15 protein-coding genes are annotated in these 17050 nt (G+C 66.8%); 9 read left to right on the top strand and 6 right to left on the bottom strand.

The genetic code is table 11. The features are described from left to right. Positions 1 to 24: 24 nt before the first annotated feature. Together NA3_RS21990 and NA3_RS21985 are read right to left on the bottom strand one after the other, a co-directional pair. The gene (locus NA3_RS21990) at positions 25 to 318 is read right to left on the bottom strand and encodes a hypothetical protein (protein WP_062965525.1); all 294 of its coding nucleotides are present in this window, start codon (positions 316 to 318) and stop codon (positions 25 to 27) included. Between the two features lie 119 nt (positions 319 to 437). Then, entirely contained in the window at positions 438 to 2810 is a 2373-nt protein-coding gene (locus NA3_RS21985; protein WP_062965524.1) for an MMPL family transporter, read from the bottom strand. Between the two features lie 206 nt (positions 2811 to 3016). Here NA3_RS21985 and NA3_RS21980 point away from each other — a divergent pair, with 206 nt between their 5' ends. The 5 genes from NA3_RS21980 to tgt all read left to right on the top strand — a co-directional run bounded on the left by NA3_RS21980 (position 3017) and on the right by tgt (position 9343). Beyond that, positions 3017 to 3613, top strand: a complete 597-nt coding sequence (locus tag NA3_RS21980; protein ID WP_062965523.1) for a TetR/AcrR family transcriptional regulator — start codon at positions 3017 to 3019, stop codon at positions 3611 to 3613. Then, the gene (locus NA3_RS21975; RefSeq protein ID WP_062965522.1) at positions 3613 to 4098 is read left to right on the top strand and encodes an RrF2 family transcriptional regulator; all 486 of its coding nucleotides are present in this window, start codon (positions 3613 to 3615) and stop codon (positions 4096 to 4098) included. Before NA3_RS21980 ends, NA3_RS21975 begins: the two co-directional genes overlap by 1 nt. A 115-nt stretch (positions 4099 to 4213) precedes the next feature. Then, the gene (locus tag NA3_RS21970) at positions 4214 to 5950 is read left to right on the top strand and encodes an ABC transporter ATP-binding protein (RefSeq protein WP_062965521.1); all 1737 of its coding nucleotides are present in this window, start codon (positions 4214 to 4216) and stop codon (positions 5948 to 5950) included. A 144-nt stretch (positions 5951 to 6094) separates the two neighbouring features. After that, complete coding sequence (locus NA3_RS21965) at positions 6095 to 8041, top strand: ABC transporter ATP-binding protein (protein ID WP_062965520.1); 1947 nt, start codon at positions 6095 to 6097, stop codon at positions 8039 to 8041. 33 nt (positions 8042 to 8074) lie between these two features. Further along, positions 8075 to 9343: a tRNA guanosine(34) transglycosylase Tgt gene (tgt, locus tag NA3_RS21960; RefSeq protein WP_062965519.1), complete on the top strand. Its 1269-nt coding sequence runs from the start codon at positions 8075 to 8077 to the stop codon at positions 9341 to 9343. Positions 9344 to 9370: 27 nt separating this feature from the next. Here the strand turns inward: tgt and NA3_RS21955 are convergent, their stop codons facing one another. Further along, positions 9371 to 10144, bottom strand: a complete 774-nt coding sequence (locus NA3_RS21955; RefSeq protein WP_062965518.1) for a queuosine precursor transporter — start codon at positions 10142 to 10144, stop codon at positions 9371 to 9373. A gap of 49 nt (positions 10145 to 10193) precedes the next feature. Here NA3_RS21955 and NA3_RS21950 point away from each other — a divergent pair, with 49 nt between their 5' ends. Further along, a complete protein-coding gene (locus tag NA3_RS21950; protein WP_036497165.1) occupies positions 10194 to 10730 on the top strand; it encodes a DUF4190 domain-containing protein in 537 nt (178 codons plus the stop codon). A 42-nt stretch (positions 10731 to 10772) separates the two neighbouring features. Here the strand turns inward: NA3_RS21950 and gluQRS are convergent, their stop codons facing one another. Together gluQRS and NA3_RS21940 are read right to left on the bottom strand one after the other, a co-directional pair. Further along, positions 10773 to 11693, bottom strand: a complete 921-nt coding sequence (gene gluQRS / locus NA3_RS21945; RefSeq protein ID WP_062965517.1) for a tRNA glutamyl-Q(34) synthetase GluQRS — start codon at positions 11691 to 11693, stop codon at positions 10773 to 10775. Then, positions 11690 to 12160: a DUF309 domain-containing protein gene (locus tag NA3_RS21940; RefSeq protein WP_128145037.1), complete on the bottom strand. Its 471-nt coding sequence runs from the start codon at positions 12158 to 12160 to the stop codon at positions 11690 to 11692. The genes gluQRS and NA3_RS21940 overlap by 4 nt, the downstream gene beginning before the upstream one ends. A 397-nt stretch (positions 12161 to 12557) precedes the next feature. Between NA3_RS21940 and NA3_RS21935 the strand changes: the two genes are divergently transcribed. From NA3_RS21935 to helR, 3 genes are all read left to right on the top strand, one after another. Further along, positions 12558 to 12767: a DUF397 domain-containing protein gene (locus tag NA3_RS21935; protein WP_062965515.1), complete on the top strand. Its 210-nt coding sequence runs from the start codon at positions 12558 to 12560 to the stop codon at positions 12765 to 12767. Positions 12768 to 12835: 68 nt separating this feature from the next. Further along, a complete protein-coding gene (locus tag NA3_RS21930; RefSeq protein ID WP_062965514.1) occupies positions 12836 to 14263 on the top strand; it encodes a WS/DGAT/MGAT family O-acyltransferase in 1428 nt (475 codons plus the stop codon). 194 nt (positions 14264 to 14457) lie between these two features. Continuing rightward, complete coding sequence (gene helR, locus NA3_RS21925; RefSeq protein ID WP_062965513.1) at positions 14458 to 16656, top strand: RNA polymerase recycling motor ATPase HelR; 2199 nt, start codon at positions 14458 to 14460, stop codon at positions 16654 to 16656. A gap of 15 nt (positions 16657 to 16671) precedes the next feature. Here helR and NA3_RS21920 read toward each other — a convergent pair whose 3' ends face one another. Then, on the bottom strand, positions 16672 to 17007 hold the full coding sequence (locus tag NA3_RS21920) for a hypothetical protein (protein ID WP_227995406.1): 336 nt from the start codon (positions 17005 to 17007) through the stop codon (positions 16672 to 16674). Between the last annotated feature and the right edge of the window lie 43 nt (positions 17008 to 17050).

Raw genomic sequence — 17050 nt, 5'->3', positions numbered from 1 at the left:
CCGGTACGAGGTGGCAGTGCCGGCTCAGCCGACCTTCACCGGCTGAGCCACCCCGGAATCCACCACGCCGCCCTGCCCATCAGCACCAGCAGCGGCGAGCGCGAAACCCATCGACTCGGCCGTCGCATCCGATTCCAGCAGGAACGAACCGAAGACCGAGATCGTGAAACTCGGTACCGACATGAACGACGTGCCGAGGAAGATCACCGAGGTCGCCGATCCGAGTCCGACGATCGCGGTGATGATCGGCACGAAGGCGGCCACGATCGCGCCGAAGGCCACCACCATCACCACCATCACCACCAGTGCCACGGCCATGCCGATTGCTGTCTCGTTGCTGCAAGATCAAGATCTTCGCGGTCCGGGATCTGCCGGACCGGATACGGCACGGGCCCCCATCCGAAGTTCGGATGGGGGCCCGTGCCGTGGTTCGCGGATCAGCCGACCGGGATCGGCTCCTTCTCCACCGCGGTGTCGCGGTCCCGCTGCTGCAGCTCGCGCAGTTTGGTGCCCTCGACGTCGATATCGGGCAGGATCCGATCCAGCCACTTCGGCATCCACCAGGCCCACTTGCCCAGCAGCACCAGCAGCGACGGGATCAGCACCATCCGCACCAGGAAGGCGTCGAACAGCACGCCCGCCGCCAGGGCGAAGCCCATGGACTTCGCGGTCACGTCGGGCTCCATCATGAATCCGCCGAAGACGGAGATCATGATGACGGCCGCGGAGGTGACCACGCGGGCGCCGTGGTGGTAACCGGACACCATCGCGTCCTTCGGGGACTTGCCGTGCACGTATTCCTCGCGCATCCGGGTCACCAGGAACACCTGGTAGTCCATCGCGAGGCCGAATACCAAGCCGATCAACATGATCGGCAGGAAGCTCACGATCGGATGCTGGTCGCCGATCAGGCCGAGCTTGTCCTGCTGGAAGATCAGCACGGTGGCGCCGAAGGTGGCCGCCATCGACAACAGGAAGCCGAGCGCGGCGGTCAGCGGCACCAACACCGAACGGAACACGAGCACCAGCAGGATGAACGCCGCGATCGCCACGATCGTCATATACGGCACGATCTTGCCGAGCAGGGCGTTGGACACGTCGGCGTAGATCGCGGTCGAGCCGGTGATGCCGTACTCCATACCGTATTTCGCCTGCAGGTCCGACTCCGCGTCCCGGGCGTGTTTCACCAGGTCCTGGGTCTCGGAGTTGTTCGGGCCGTGATCGGGCACCGCGGTCAGCTGGGCACCGGTGCTGTTCACATAGTCCGCGGTCTTGTCCGCGGTGAGCTTGTTCGTCGACGGCATGGTCACGAAGTCCATGCCCGGGTAGGCGGCCAGTTTGTCGTGCAGAGCCATGACGGCTTCCTGACGCTGCTCCGGCCGCACCTTGGTCAGATCCGCGACGACCAGCAGGGTGCCATTGCTGCCCTCGCCGAAACCTTCGGTGCGCAGGTCGTAGGCCTTGCGAACCGTGGTGGTCTTGGGCTGGCTGTCCTCACCGGGCAGTCCGAGGCTCAAATTCACCGCGGGTGCGGCGAGCAGGCCGAGCACGATCACGCTGGCGCCGAGAGTTACCCACGGCGCCTTGGCGATCAGCCGCGCGAAACGCTTGCCGTTGGTGACGACGTTGTCGTCCTCGGTGTCGGCGCGGGCCACCAGCGGCAGTTTCGGTTTGAACAGGAAGCGGCCGAAGGCTCCCATCATCGCGGGCAACAGGGTCAGCGCGACCAGGATCGCGAACAGCGCGGCCAGGGCGCCACCCAGACCCATCCAGGTCAGGAAGCTGACGCCGACGATGCTCAGCCCGCACAGCGCGATGATCACCGTCATACCGGCGAACACGACCGCCGAGCCGGCGGTGCCGATGGCGACACCCGCGGCCTCCTCCGGCGAATCCTGCACGGCCAGTTCGTGTTTGTAGCGCGAGACGATGAACAGCGCGTAGTCGATCGAGAGCGCGATACCGATCATCGCCGCCAGCACGGTGGTGAAGTTCGGGATGTTCGCGATCGAGGTGCCGGCCATGATCAGCGAGGACGCCATGCCGACGCCCACGATGCCGGTCAGAATCGGCACGAACGCCGCGATCAGCGCGCCGAAGGCGATCATCATCACGATGAAGGCCACGGCGTAGCCGATCATTTCCGACTGTCCGCCCGGCGGCGCCTGCTCGGTGGCGATGGTGCCGCTGATCTCGACGTCGAGTCCGGCCGCGCGCGCCTCGTCGGCGACGTGGTAGGCCTGGTCCCGATCGGCCTTGGTGATGTCGGAGAACGACTTGATCTGGAACGGCACGCTGAAGTAGGCGACGGTGTCGGCGTTGTTGTTCTTGCCGAGCACGTTCAGCGGCGCCAGACCGCATTTCGCGACGAAGTTCGGGTCGTTGCGATCACCGGAGGTGCAGCCGATCGCCGCCGTCGCGCTGACCGGATCGACGAGCACGCCGGGATGCTGCGGGTCCTGCTTGATCTTGGACTTGTCGACGATGCCGAGGTCGTTGATCTTCTGGACCAGCGCGGTCAGCGCCTGGTGGTTCTCCGGATCGGTGAGTTTGCCGTGTGTGGCTGCCACCACGTAGGTGCCGGTCACCGCATCGAATTTGAAGGCGGCCGATTGACCCGGGAATTCCCGGTCCAGGATGTCGGTGGCCTTCTGCGAGGGCAGATTGGGCATGTTGAAGTCGTCCTGGCTCTGCTTCTTCAGCCCGACGCCGACGGCGCCCACGATGACGAAGATCAGCAACCAGACCGGTAGCACGATCCATTTTCGGCGGAAGGCGAACTTCCCCCACCGATAGAGGTACACGGACACGCGGTATCTCCTAGCGATAGCTGATTTGCGGTGCTGAGTTCAGGCCCCGTAGACAGCACTACTGCGGACGCCGCACTGCGATCCGCCTCCATCGACGCTTTCTGCCTACCGTGCGGTAGGTAGACTACCCAATCGCTAAGCGGAGGAACAACCTCTATTTTCGGGGCGCGCCCTCCGCTTCGATAGGTTGATGAGAGGATCATCGCATGGGCGCCCGAACTACCTCAGGATCCGTTGTCGCAGGTCAGAGCACCAAGGACGCGATTCGTGAGGCGGCGATCCGGCTTTTTTCGAACAAGGGATTCGAGCAGACGAGCCTGCGCGAGGTCGCGGATGCGGTGGGAATCACAAAGGCGTCGCTCTACTATCACTACGCGTCGAAGCTCGATCTGCTGATCGCGATCATCGAACCGATCTTCGACGACATGAAGCGGGTGGTCGACGAACTCGACGGTGTGCCGCACAGTCCGGAGGGTGCCCGCGAGGTGCTGAACCGCCAGCTCCGGACCCTGTTACGGCACCGGACCGCGGGCGCGATGTGTGTGCGCGACACCGTGGCCATCCTCAACGCGATCGGAGATCGGCAACCCGACATGTTCGATATGCACCGGCGTCTGTGCGTCTGGCTGGCCGGGCCCGACTCCTCGCACGAGGCGCAATTGCGCGCCAGTGCCGCCCTGGAGGTGCTGGGCACGGCGCTGTGGTCGAAAGAACTCGTCCCCGACGCCGGCGACGAGGTGATCGAGCGGGTCCTGATCGAGGCCGCCCTCGGTGTGCTGAACGGGCCGGGTGGGCAGCGCTAGTGCACATCTCGGCAAGGATCGACTACGCGGTCCGCATTCTCTTGGAAATCGCTCGCGCACAACCGAATTCGGTGAAGGCGGAGACGATCGCCACGGCGCAGGACATTTCGCCGAAAATCCTGGAATCCATTGCGGCGCAACTGCGCCGGGCCGACCTGCTGATCAGCCGGCGTGGCCCCGACGGCGGATACCGGCTGGCCCGTGCGGCCGGTGAGATCAGCATCGCCGACGTGATCCGCGCCGTCGAGGGGCCGCTCGCCTCGGTGCGCGGCCGGCGCCCCGAGGACGTGGCGTATTCGGGGGTGGCCGAACCGCTGCAGCGGGTGTGGATCGCGCTGCGGGTCAATATCCGCGCGGTGCTGGAACAGGTCTCGATCGCGGATATCGCCACCGACGAGCTGCCGGATTTCGTCGCGGATCTGGTGTCCGATCCCGGGGCCTGGACGCGGCGGCCCGCGCCCGTCCCGCCCGGCGTCGACGCCTAGGCCGGGAGGTGGTGACTGTGCCGGTCGAGCCGGTTTCGCCGGTGCGGGGGCCGGCTTTCGCCGAGCGAAAAATCTTGCCGACACCGCTCCGGAATGACGGTAGCCTGCACCCATCATGTTGATCAGGTTGCTGCGCGCCTTTCTCGCCCCCTACCGCACCCAGTTGGTGGGGGTTGTTGTGTTGCAGCTCATCTCCGTCATCGCGATGCTCTACCTGCCCAGCCTGAACGCCGACATCATCGACAACGGCGTCACCAAGGGCGATATCGGCTATATCTGGACCACCGGTCTGTGGATGCTGCTGGTGTCGGGCGTGCAGATCGTCGCGTCGGCGAGTTCGGTCTATCTGGGCGCACAGGCCGCGATGGGTGCGGGGCGGGAAATGCGCGCGGCGCTGCTGCACCGGGTGGGCACCTTCTCCGCCCGTGAGGTCGGCATCTTCGGTGCGCCGTCACTGATCACCCGCAACACCAACGATGTACAGCAGGTGCAGCTGCTGGTCGTGATGAGCGTGACCATCCTGGTGATGGCGCCGATCATGTGCATCGGCGGCATCGTGATGGCGCTGCGCCAGGACCTCGGACTCTCGTGGATCCTGCTGGTCGCGGTGCCGGTGCTCGGCCTGACCATGGCATTGATCATCTCCCGGATGGTGCCCGGCTTCCGGCGCGTGCAGGAGCGCATCGACGCGGTGAACCGAGTGCTGCGCGAGCAGATCACCGGTATCCGCGTGGTGCGGGCCTTCGTGCGCGAACGCCACGAAACGCAGCGCTTCGGCGTGGCCAACGACGAGCTGACCTCGGCCTCGCTGTTCGTCGGCCGGTTGGCCGCGCTGATGTTCCCGGCCGTGATGCTGATCAGCAACGTGACCACGGTCGCGGTGATCTGGTTCGGCGGGCATGCCATCGACTCCGGCAGTATGCAGATCGGTTCGCTGACCGCGCTGCTGTCCTACATCATGCAGATCCTGATGGCGGTCATGATGGCCTCCTTCCTGGCGATGATCGCCCCGCGCGCGGCGGTCTCGGCCGAACGCATCGCCGAGGTCCTGGAAACCGACTCCTCGGTGCTGCCGCCGGCGCAGCCGCAGACCTTCGTCGCCGATCCGGGAACGGTCGAACTGGCCGGTGCCGAATTCGCGTTTCCGGGCGCCGCGGAACCGGTGCTGCGCGATATCAGCTTCCGGGTCTCGCCCGGGCAGACGACCGCGATCGTGGGGTCCACGGGGTCCGGTAAGACCACGCTGGTCAATCTGATTCCCCGGCTGATCGACGTCACCTCCGGCGTGGTGCGCGTCGGCGGCACCGATGTGCGGCAGGTGGATATGGATCTGCTGCGCTCGCAGATCGGGCTGGTGCCGCAGAAGGCCTACCTGTTCTCCGGGACCATCGCGGAGAATCTGCGCTACGGCGACCCCGAGGCCACCGACGAACAGCTGTGGCACGCACTGGAAATCGCGCAGGCCGCCGATTTCGTGCGGGCCATGCCCGAAGGATTGCAGACCCCGGTCGCCCAGGGCGGCACCACCGTCTCGGGCGGCCAGCGGCAGCGGCTCGCCATCGCGCGCGCCCTGGTGAAGAAGCCCAAGATCTATCTGTTCGACGACTGCTTCTCCGCCCTCGACGTCGCCACCGACGCCCGGGTGCGCGACGCGCTCCGGCCGGAGACGCGCGAATCCGCGGTGATCACGGTGGCCCAGCGCGTGTCGACGATCCGCGACGCCGACCAGATCGTCGTCCTCGAGGACGGTGCCATGGTCGGCCTCGGCACCCACGAACAGCTGTTGCGCGAATGCGAGGAGTACCGGGAGATCGTGGAATCGCAGTTCAGTCCGGAAGAGGCGGCACGATGAGCTACCCTGGCGCAGCCGCTGATCGGGCCGTCCGGGTGCGGGTGTCCCGCAGAACACAGGAGGCGGCACGATGAGCTACCCTGGCGCAGCCGCTGATCGGGCCGTCCGGGTGCGGGTGTCCCGCAGAACACAGGAGGCGGCACGATGAGGCCCGGCGGGCCGATTCCGGGTGCGCCCGGGCAGAAGGCGAAATCGTTCGGGCCGACGCTGAAGCGGTTGTTGCGCCGGCTGGCTCCGGACCGGACGGCAGTCGTCGCGATCCTGGTGCTGGCCGTCGCCTCGGTCGTCATGAACACCCTGGGGCCGCAGATCCTCGGTAAGGCGACCAACCTCATCTTCGACGGCGTCGTCAGCAAGCAGTTGCCGGCGGGGCTGACCAAGGATCAGGCGGTGGCGTCCCTGCGTGCGCAGGGGCAAGACCGGCTCGCGGACATGATGTCCTCGATGAACATCAACCCCGGTCACGGCGTCGACTTCGGCGCGGTGGGCCGGGTGCTGACGCTGGTTCTGGTGCTCTACGTGCTGGCCGCGCTGTTCAACTGGCTGCAGGCGTATCTGCTCGCCACGGTGATCAACCGCGCGGTGCAGCGGCTGCGCAGCGAGGTGGAGGACAAGATCCACCGCCTGCCGCTGAGCTATTTCGACACCAACGCCCGCGGTGATGTGCTCTCCCGCGTGACCAACGATGTCGACAATGTGGCGCAGAGCCTGCAGCAGACCATGAGCCAGCTGGTCATGTCGGTGCTGTCGGTGATCGGCATTCTGATCATGATGTTCTGGATCTCGCCGCTGCTGGCGGTGATCGCGCTGCTCACCGTCCCGGCCGCGGTGATCGTCACGGCGCAGATCGCGAAGCGGTCCAAACCGCATTTCATCGATCAGTGGAAGTACACCGGCCTGGTCAACGCGCAGGTCGAGGAGGCCTTCACCGGCCACGAGGTGGTCACGGCTTTCGGCCGCATCCGTGAGGTCGGCGAGGAATTCGACAAGCGCAACGACAAGCTCTACGAGGCCAGCTTCAAGGCGCAGTTCATCTCCGGGCTGATCATGCCGGTGATGATGTTCATCGGAAACCTGAACTATGTGCTGATCGCCGTGGTCGGTGGTCTGCGCGTGGCCTCGGGCAGCCTGTCGCTGGGTGAGGTGCAGGCCTTCATCCAGTACTCGCGTCAGTTCAGCCAGCCGCTCACGCAGATCGGTTCGATGGTCAACCTGCTGCAGTCGGGCGTCGCCTCGGCCGAGCGGATCTTCGAGATCCTCGATGCCGACGAGCAGGTTCCGGATCCGCGCGAGGAGGATCCGCGTCCGATCGATCGCGGACGGGTCGAATTCGACGCGGTGTCGTTCCGCTACGAGCCCGACAAGCCGGTGATCGACGATCTCTCCCTGGTCGCCGAGCCGGGCCATGTGGTCGCCATCGTGGGCCCGACGGGTGCCGGTAAGACGACGCTGGTCAATCTGCTCGAGCGCTTCTACGAACTGGATTCCGGCGCGATCACCATCGACGGGGTCGATATCACGGGCATCGGCCGCGACCGGCTGCGCTCACGGATCGGCATGGTGCTGCAGGACACCTGGTTGTTCGGCGGCACCATCCGGGAGAACATCGCCTACGGCAATCCGGAGGCGAGCGACGAGGAGATCCTCGCGGCCGCGCGCGCCGCCTATGTGGACCGCTTCGTCCATTCGCTGCCGCTGGGCTACGACACGGTGATCGACGAGGAGGGCTCCGGAGTCAGCGCCGGTGAGAAGCAGTTGATCACCATCGCCCGCGCCTTCCTCGCCAAGCCGACCATCCTGATTCTCGACGAGGCCACCAGTTCGGTCGACACCCGCACCGAACTGCTGGTGCAGCAGGCGATGGCCGCGCTGCGCCGCGACCGCACCAGTTTCGTTATCGCGCATCGTCTTTCGACGATCCGCGATGCCGATCTGATCGTGGTGATGGAGGGCGGCCACATCGTCGAGCAGGGCACCCACGAGCGGCTGCTGGCCGCCCGCGGCGCCTACTTCAAGCTCTACAACGCGCAGTTCACCGGTGCGGCGGTCGATCAGGATCTCGTCGACGAGGAGACGCTGGACGTGGTGTAGGGGCCGTGGTCAGCGGCCTGGCAGGATAGCGGCGTGTCCGATCCCGCCCAGTTCTCCTTCACCGTCGGTACGTCGCTCCCGGGGGCACACGGCGGCGGGCCGCCTGTCAGGCACGGCCGCACGGGGGTGATCAGCACACCGCACGGGCAGATCGCCACTCCGGCGTTCATCCCGGTCGGCACCAAGGCCACGGTCAAGGCGGTCCTGCCGGAGGCGATGGCCGAGATCGGCGCCCAAGCCCTGCTCGCCAACGCCTACCACCTGTATCTGCAGCCGGGATCCGACATCGTGGACGAGGCGGGCGGTCTGAGCCGGTTCATGAACTGGCCGGGCCCCACCTTCACCGACAGCGGCGGATTCCAGGTGATGTCGCTCGGTGTCGGCTTCAAGAAGGTGCTGGCCATGGAGGCCGTCGGCGTGCAGAGCGACGAGGTGATCGCGAAGGGTAAGGAGCGGCTGGCCGTGGTCGACGACGACGGCGTCACCTTCCGGTCCCACCTGGACGGATCGAGTCATCGGTTCACTCCCGAGGTGTCGATGGGTATCCAGCACCGCCTCGGCGCCGACATCATGTTCGCCTTCGACGAACTGACCACGCTGTTCAATACCCGTGGTTATCAGGAGAAGTCGCTGCGGCGCACGCACGAGTGGGCGCAGCGCTGCATCGACGAACACGAGCGGCTCACCGCCGAACGCGCGCACCGGCCGTATCAGGCGCTGTTCGCGGTGATTCAGGGCGCACAGTACGAAGATCTGCGCCGCAAGGCCTGTCGCGATCTGGACGCGATGCGGGGAAGTGGCGGAACGGGTTTCGACGGTTACGGCATCGGCGGGGCGTTGGAGAAGGCCAATCTGGGCACCATCGTGGGCTGGTGCTGCGACGAACTGCCGCCGGAGAAACCGCGGCATCTGCTGGGCATCAGCGAACCCGAGGACTTCTTCGTCGCGATCGAGAACGGTGCCGACACCTTCGACTGCGTCAATCCGTCGCGCGTCGCGCGCAACGCCGCGATCTATGTGGCCGCCGGCCGTTTCAACATCAACACCAGCCGGTTCCGGCGCGATTTCACCCGGATCGATGACACCTGCGACTGCTACACCTGCGCCCACTACACCCGGGCCTATATCCATCACCTGTTCAAGGCGAAGGAGATGCTCGCCGCCACGCTGTGCACGATTCACAACGAGCGCTTCACGATTCGGCTCGTGGACGATATCCGCGCGAGCATCGAGGGCGGTTACTACGACGACTTCAAGGCGGAGTTCCTGGGGCGGTGGCAGGGCCGGATCCGCTTCGACTGAGCGGAACGGCCCTGCCCCCGGCCCGCGTCAGCTGTAGAGCGCGGGCTTGTCCAGCGGTGCGTAGCTGGGTTCGTGCTTCTTCAGGTAGGCGATGCAGCGATAGCTGATCGGCATGATCAGCACCTCGCACAGCGTCTTCCACACGAAGCCGACGATCACGTAGTTGATGAACGCGCCCCAGGTGTTGATCCCGATGGCGGTCGCCGCGATCGAGCAGAACACCAGCGTGTCACCGAATTCGCCGGCGACGGTCGAGCCCAGCAGCCGCGCCCACAGATGTTTTTCCTTGGTGCGCTCCTTGATCAGCACCAGCGTCATCGAGTTCAGGAACTGGCCCACGACATAACCGGCGAGCCCCGCGGCGACGAGTTGCGGCGTGGTCCCGGCGACGGTGCGGAAGGCGTCCTGATTGTCGTAGAACTCGGCCGCCGGCAGGCCGATCGCGATCCAGAAGCAGACCACCATCAGAATCAGCATGCCGAAGCCGTAGTAGATGGTGCGGCGGGCGGCCTTGAAGCCGTATACCTCGCTGAGCACATCGCCGATCACATAGGCGAGCGGAAACAGGAAGAACGCTCCGTCGGTGGTGATCGGCAGGATTTCGATGGGTCCGAGGGACACCTGGTGGCCGGTGAAGAACTGCACGCCCTTGGTCGCGCAGATGTTGGAAATCATCAGCGTCGCCGTGAACAAGGTCACGATCAACGTGAAGGGACCCCCCGCGGCCTGCGCGAATGCTGCGTGTTCGACCGCGGGGCGTCCAGACTCCCCGGTCGGTGTCGTTTCTTGTGTCTCACTCACGACCTGTGCACGATACCGGCAACCGGGTCCGGTGGAATAGGCTGGACCGATGACGAATCCCGGCGATTCCGACGAATGGTGGAAACAGTACGGCGGCGAAGGTGTCTCGTCCGATTCGGGCGGCCATCAGTCGGTTCCGCCGACCCCGCCGCAGCAGCCCACCCCGCCGCCCAATCCGCAGGCGGGATACTCCTCGGCCCCGCATCAGCAGTCGTCTCCCTACCAGCAGCCCACCCCGCCGCCGCAACAGCAGCAGTCCTACCCGAGCTATCCGCAGCAGCAGCCCTACGGCCAGCCCGGCTACGGCTATCCGGCCGCGACGCCGTATCAGCCCTACGGCTACGCGGCGCCGCAGCAGGGCACCAACGGCCTGGCGATCGGTTCGCTGATCGCGTCGATCCTGGGGCTGTGCACCTGTATCGGATCGATCGTCGGGATCATCCTGGGTGTGATCGCGCTGAACCAGATCAAGGAGCGCGGCGGTCAGGGCCGCGGTATGGCGCTCGGCGGAATCTGGGTCGGTGCCGTCGGCATCGTGCTCACCATCGTGTGGGTGATCGTCAACATCGCGGCGGCGAACTGGTAGAAGCGACTGTGCGTCCGGACCGCCGGGCGCACAGTCACCGGATCAGCTGTGGCGCAGCGGATCCGGATGTTCGGGATCCAGAATCCACGGTTCGTGCGGCACCGTCGCCGGGGTGAACTGATCGAGTAGTGCTCGCGGTGTCTCTCCCCGCAGGCCGAGCGAGGCCGCGAGCATGGCGAATACCTGACGCGGCGTCTCACCGAGAGCGGTTCTGTCGCGCAGGGTTACGGCCCCGTCGCGCTTGGCCAGTCGCGCACCGTCGGTGTTGAGCACCAGCGGGACGTGCGCGTACGCGGGGACGGCGAGTCCGAGGACGGTGGCCAGATAGGCCTGCCGCGGTGTCGAGGGCAGCAGATCGTCCCCGCGAACGACCTGGTCGAAGCCTTGGGCCGCATCGTCCACCACGACCGCGAGGTTGTAGGCCGCCGTCCCGTCGCCGCGCCGCAGCACGAAATCGTCGACCAGCCCTCGATACCTGCCGTGGATCTCGTCGGTGATCTCGAATTCCGTTGTCTGCGCACGCAAACGCAGGGCGGCCGGGCGTCCCTCGGTGCGCTTGGCCGCCCGCTGCGCCTCGGTCAGGTCGCGGCAGGTTCCCGGATAGGCGCCCATCGGGCCGTGCGGCGCCGAGACGGCCTTCTGGATCTCTCTTCGCGTGCAATAGCACTCGTAGGTCATTCCGGCCGCGCCGAGCTGCTCGATCGCCGCCGCGTAGCGCGAGGTCCGATCCGATTGCCGGACCACCTCGCCGTCCCAATCCAGTCCGATCGCGGCCAGATCCTCGAGCTGGCGCTGCTCCGCGCCCGGCCGCACCCGGTCCAGATCCTCGATCCGCAGCCGGAAATTGCGGGCGGTGCTGCGGGCGAACAACCACGCCAGCAGGGCGGTGCGGAGATTGCCCAGATGCAGATCCCCGGAGGGGCTGGGGGCGAAGCGGCCGGCCCCGGCGGTGTGCGGGATCATCCGCGCAGCCGGGGGCACAGCTCGTCCTCCGGAATATCGCGGCCGGCCGCCAGAGCCGCCAGCAGACCCTCGGCATGGGCGACGAGCCCGGCCGCATCGATGCCGTACGGCGGCGCCGGCGTGGCCGACAACCGGCCGATCGCCCGCTCGAGCAGGGTGCGAGCACCCTTCGGATTACCGCGCTGGATGTGGGTGATGCCGACCGCGTACTGCGCCAGACCCTGCCACAGCATCCTTTCCGCGAACGGTCCGTTCTTCCATGCGGCCTCCAGCACCTCGTGTGCGTTGAAGGCCAGTCCCTCGTTCAGGAGGCGCTGGGCATAGTCCAGCGTTTCGTCCGGTGGGAGGTCGAGATCATCCGGAATGCGGGCGACGCCGACGCTACCCGGCGGTAGTGGTCGCCCGAACCGGTCTCGAGGACGGGCATTTCGGGCGTGTCCGGCATCATCGCGATCTCGTTCCACCACTCCTCCATGATCCATACCGAGCAACCGCACGGTTTATCCGGGGCGCAGCGCGGCCACGAAGGAGCGAAATGCGGGCGCCAGTTTTGTTTAGCGGATCATTCTCCTGTCATTTGGCAATTCCTCCGCTATTAGTGAACGGGAATTCTTGAAAGAATTTCGAGTGATTGAAAGTGAAAAGACGTGGGACATCGTTTGTTGGTGCTGCTAGGGTGCTCTCCCGGGGTCGACACGAGGGCGCACCACGGCGGTGCGGACCTGGTGCACGAGTCCGTTCATTGAGCAGTTCGTGCGCTATGACCAGGCGCATTGTGGAGCCGTCGAGTCTCGAGAACTCCGGGGCAGGCGACGAGGGAAGCACGATTGTCGCGTTATCTACGGTGGTAAAGGAGAGGTTGAGGTGAAGGTTGATTCGACCGGTGCGGTGTGGCGCAAGAGTAAATACAGCGGTCCCGACGGAAACTGTGTCGAGGTCGCATTTCTGCGCGACGGCAATGTCGGGGTTCGCGATACCAAAGACCGCGGACGCGGGCCGATTCTGGCTTTCACACCCGGGGAGTGGGATGCGTTCGTATCGGGTGTGACCGACGGGAAGTTAGGTTCCGCCTGACCGCGGGCGACCGGGTGATGGGCCCCGAGTCGAGCGACTCGGGGCCTTGTTGTGGATATCGTCGGCGGGTGGATCTACTGACCCCGCAGGACGCCACCAGGTTCTGGCTGTCGCGCCGAGCCTGCAACGACCTCTTCCTGCTCTACTGCTTCGACGACACCGGATGGTCCGCCGAGGCGCTGCGGGCGGCGGTGATCGCGCGCAGCGCCGAAATCCCGGAGTTGTGTGTCCGCATCAGGGAGCACCGTTTCGCCTATCCGGCGTGGGAGCCTGCGGCTTTCGACGAGGCGCAGGTCGTCGTCCACACGTCCGGGGAGCCGCTGTGGACGACTGTGGAAGCCTCGCTGGGAGAGATTCTGGCGGAATCGGTACCGGCACAGCGATACACCTGGCGCGTTCATCTGTATCGCGGGATCCGAGGCGCGCCGGGCGGATCGGGACCGGCACTCGTTGTGGTGCTGCAACTTTCGCATGCGCTGGCGGACGGGCGGCGGGCCGCGCAGATCGCGCGCGAGTTGTTGCGGGGCCTGGATGCGGCAACTCGCGGGGACGGTGATTCCAGTGGTGGTTCGGGTGACGCGGGATCCCCCGTCGGCCCGGCGGTGATTCGGCACCACGGCAGGCGGATCCGCCCCGGCCTCGGGCGAGGCGCGGAAGCCCTCGCTGCCGAAGCGATAGCACTTCTGTCGTTCCTGCCCGGCATGGCACGCACGGTCCGGCGGGGTCTTCTCGCGGCCCGCGCCGACTCGGAATTGAACAGCCTCGCCGAGGCAGGTGAGATCCCCTCCGCCGCACCGGATTTCGCACCGACCGGGCTGAACCACCCGCCGGCGCCCACGCGTCGGGCCGTCCGTGTGATCGCGGGGGAGAGCCTGCACATCCCCGGCTTCACGGTCACGGTGGTCGCGCTGACGGCCATCTCCGTCGCGATGAGTCGATATCTCGCCGCCTGCGGCGAATCCGCCGACCCGCTGGGTGCGCAGGTCTCGATGGCTTCGCCCGTGACGACCGATCGAAAAGCGGCCCCGCACAACAACTATCGCGACGTCGGTGTCGATCTGTGCGTCGCGGAACCCGACCTGCGTCTACGGGCGCGCCGCATCGCCGCGGCGCTGGCCGAACGGCGAATCCGCGCCACCCATCCGCTGCAGTCCGCGCGCGACCGCGTCACCGACGCGATCCCGGCACCGGTGCTCCGTCGCGATATCGCCGGCTATCCCTTGGATCTGGTTCCCGACCGGATATCGGGCCACACCGTGCTGTCCAGCGTCCACCGCGGCGAGGCCGACCTGTCGATCGCCGGCGGCCAGGTCCGCTTCACCGCCGGCTTCCCCGCCCTCGGTGCGGTGATGCACCTGACCCACGGCCTGCACGGCCTCGGAACGACGGTCACCCTGTCCGTTCACGCCGATCCGCAGGTCGTGGAGGTGGACGATTACGCGCGCCTACTGCGTGGCGCGGTGCGTGAGGTGGGTGCGCGGCTGACCGCCGACTGATCGTGAAAGAGGCTGCGCACCTCTTTCCATATTCAATATATAGCGGAGCGGGGGGCTTGCGGCAAGGCCCCGGTCGTGCCGCACAATGGCCCGCCGAGGCCGTGTACCTGCGAAAACGGAAGGAGAACCCGCAGCGGCCGCGACGGACACAGGTGTCCACATGAACCATGTCGAGCCAGGGAAATGAGGGACACATGTCGGCGCCGGGGTATCAGGACGAGTTGCGGGCCGAACAGGACTATGTGTCCGCGCTCTACGCGCGACTCGACGGCGAGCGCGCCGAGGCCGGGCGCCGCTACCGCGCGGCATTGCGCGGCGACGGCGGTGCGCTGGTGGACCGCGACGTGGAGGTGCGCACGCTGGCGCGCGAGGTGAAGCGCTTGGACGTGGCCGACAACGGGCTGTGCTTCGGCCGATTGGACAGCGACTCCGGCGAGCGCTCCTATATCGGCCGGATCGGGCTGTTCGACCGGAGCGACGACTTCGAGCCGTTGCTGCTGGACTGGCGGGCTCCGGCGGCACGGGCGTTCTACACCGCGACCGCCGCCAACCCGGAGCAGATGCGGCGGCGCCGGCAGTTCCATTCCCGCGGCCGCCGCGTCGTCGACTACACCGACGAGATTTTCGGCCGCCCGGGCGCCGGGGAACGCGGGGATGCCGCGCTGCTCGCGGCGGTCGACGCACCCCGCGGCGAGGGGATGCGCGACATCGTGGCGACCATCCAGGCCGAACAGGACGAGATCATCCGGCTCGATCATCCCGGCGTGCTGGTGATCGAGGGCGGACCCGGTACCGGCAAGACGGTGGTGGCACTGCACCGTGTCGCCTATCTTCTCTACACCCAGCGGGAGCAGATGGAACGCCACGGTGTTCTCGTGGTCGGGCCCAATCCGGCCTTCCTGCGTCATATCGACCGGGTGCTGCCGTCGCTCGGCGAAACCAACGTCGTCTTCACCACCACGGGCGATCTGGTGCCGGGCCTGCACGTCACCGCCGAGGACACTCCGGATGCGGTGCGTATCAAGGGGTCGCTGCGCATGCTGGATGTGCTCGCCGCCGCGGTCGCCGACCGGCAGTGCCTGCCGGCGGAACCGCTGATCATCGAATTGACCGATGTCACCGCGCGCATCGATGCCGCGACTGCGGAATGGGCGCGGGAAGAGGCGCGCACGAGCGGTCTGCCGCACAACGAGGCGCGGGCGGTGTTCCGCGACATCGTCACCTATGTGATCACCGAGCGCGCGATCGCCCGGATCGGCAAGGGCTGGATCACCCGCGACGACCGCGAGGCGTGGGAGAACTTGCGTGCCGATCTCGTCGCCGAGCTCGCCGAGAGTGAGCAGTTCGCGGCCGCGCTCGACCAGCTCTGGCCCGTGCTCACCCCGGAAAAGCTACTGGCCGAGCTGTATTCGTCGCCCGAGCGGTTGCGTGCGGCGGGCGCCGACCCGGCCCTGCGGCGTGCCGACGGCGCCGCGTGGACGGTATCGGATGTACCGCTGCTCGACGAGTTGGTCGATCTGCTGGGCCGGCAGAAACCGGCGGATGACACCGCGGAACGCGAACGCGCGGCCGAAGCCCGATATGCCGCAGGCGTCTTGGAACTGATGACGGGCCGCGAGGACTCGATGGACGACGAGGACCACCTCTTCGCCACCGACCTGCTCTACGCCGAGGACCTGGCGGACCGCTTCGCCGATCGTGATACCCGCGATCTGGCCGAACGTGCTGCCGCCGACCGGGATTGGACCTATCGCCATATCGTGGTCGACGAGGCGCAGGAGCTCTCCGAGATGGATTGGCGGGTGCTGATGCGGCGGTGTCCGGGCCGCTCCTTCACCGTGGTTGGCGACCTCGCCCAGCGGCGTTCGACCGCCGGCGCCACCTCGTGGGACGCCATGCTCGAGCCCTATGTCCCCGGGCGGTGGCGTTATCGCTCCCTGACGGTGAACTACCGCACGCCGGCGGAGATCATGGCGGTCGCGGCCGCGCTGCTCGCCGAATTCGCCCCCGGTGTGCGGCCACCGGAGTCGGTGCGTGCCTGTGGCGTGCGGCCGTGGTCGCGCCGCGTCGACGAGAACGAATTGGCCTCCGCCATCGAGGAATTCATTCGTGACGAGGAGGGGCGCGAGGGCACCGCCGTGGTGATCGGTCCACCCGGTGTGCCCGGCACGGTTCCGGCTTCGGAGACGAAGGGCCTCGAGTTCGATGCCGTACTCGTCGTCGAGCCCGAGCGCATCCTCGCCGACGGGCCGCGTGGCGCCGCCGAACTCTACGTGGCCCTCACCCGCGCGACCCAGCGCCTCGGAGTGCTGCACCGGGCCCCGCTACCCGCTGCACTCACCGGTCTGGTCCCGGTCGTGCCCGCGGCGGCCGGAAATCTCCGCTCCGCGTAGCGATGTCGCGGGCCGTCACTCGGGCGGCCCGCACCCGCCACGCATGATCAGCGCATGCGCCGGACACCATTGGGTCACCGGCAGTCGACTGCGCCCGTTCCCGGTGCGCAACTCGAATTCCACCAGTCCCAACCACGTTCCGTCCGCCGCGCGCGCCCAAGCGTGTAGTCGTCCCGGAATTCGCCCGGTGATCTCGAGCCCGCCCGCCCGCACCTGCCCCGCCACTGCTTCGGGATCGGCCATCCGCGGATACGTGGGGATAGCGGCAGCCACGTCCACCAGCACCGGCATCGGCGGAACCACCACCCGATGCAGCGCGAACTCCCCCTTCTCCGGCCAATGTTCGAACATGTGTTCGATCATAAACCGGAGTGCCGACAAATAGCTCGCGGTT

The organism is Nocardia africana NBRC 100379, assembly GCF_001612635.1.
GTDB classification, from domain to species: Bacteria; Actinomycetota; Actinomycetes; order Mycobacteriales; family Mycobacteriaceae; genus Nocardia; species Nocardia africana.
This window is presented reverse-complemented; position numbering and strand designations above follow the sequence as displayed.

Bases quoted from the DNA above. Each gene is read 5' to 3' on its own strand.
- NA3_RS21990 (WP_062965525.1), bottom strand. From the start codon at position 318: ATGGCCGTGGCACTGGTGGTGATGGTGGTGATGGTGGTGGCCTTCGGC.
- NA3_RS21980 (WP_062965523.1), top strand. From the start codon at position 3,017: ATGGGCGCCCGAACTACCTCAGGATCCGTTGTCGCAGGTCAGAGCACC.
- NA3_RS21970 (WP_062965521.1), top strand. From the start codon at position 4,214: ATGTTGATCAGGTTGCTGCGCGCCTTTCTCGCCCCCTACCGCACCCAG.
- NA3_RS21965 (WP_062965520.1), top strand. From the start codon at position 6,095: ATGAGGCCCGGCGGGCCGATTCCGGGTGCGCCCGGGCAGAAGGCGAAA.
- NA3_RS21950 (WP_036497165.1), top strand. From the start codon at position 10,194: ATGACGAATCCCGGCGATTCCGACGAATGGTGGAAACAGTACGGCGGC.
- gluQRS (WP_062965517.1), bottom strand. From the start codon at position 11,693: ATGATCCCGCACACCGCCGGGGCCGGCCGCTTCGCCCCCAGCCCCTCC.
- helR (WP_062965513.1), top strand. From the start codon at position 14,458: ATGTCGGCGCCGGGGTATCAGGACGAGTTGCGGGCCGAACAGGACTAT.
- NA3_RS21920 (WP_227995406.1), bottom strand. From the start codon at position 17,007: ATGTTCGAACATTGGCCGGAGAAGGGGGAGTTCGCGCTGCATCGGGTG.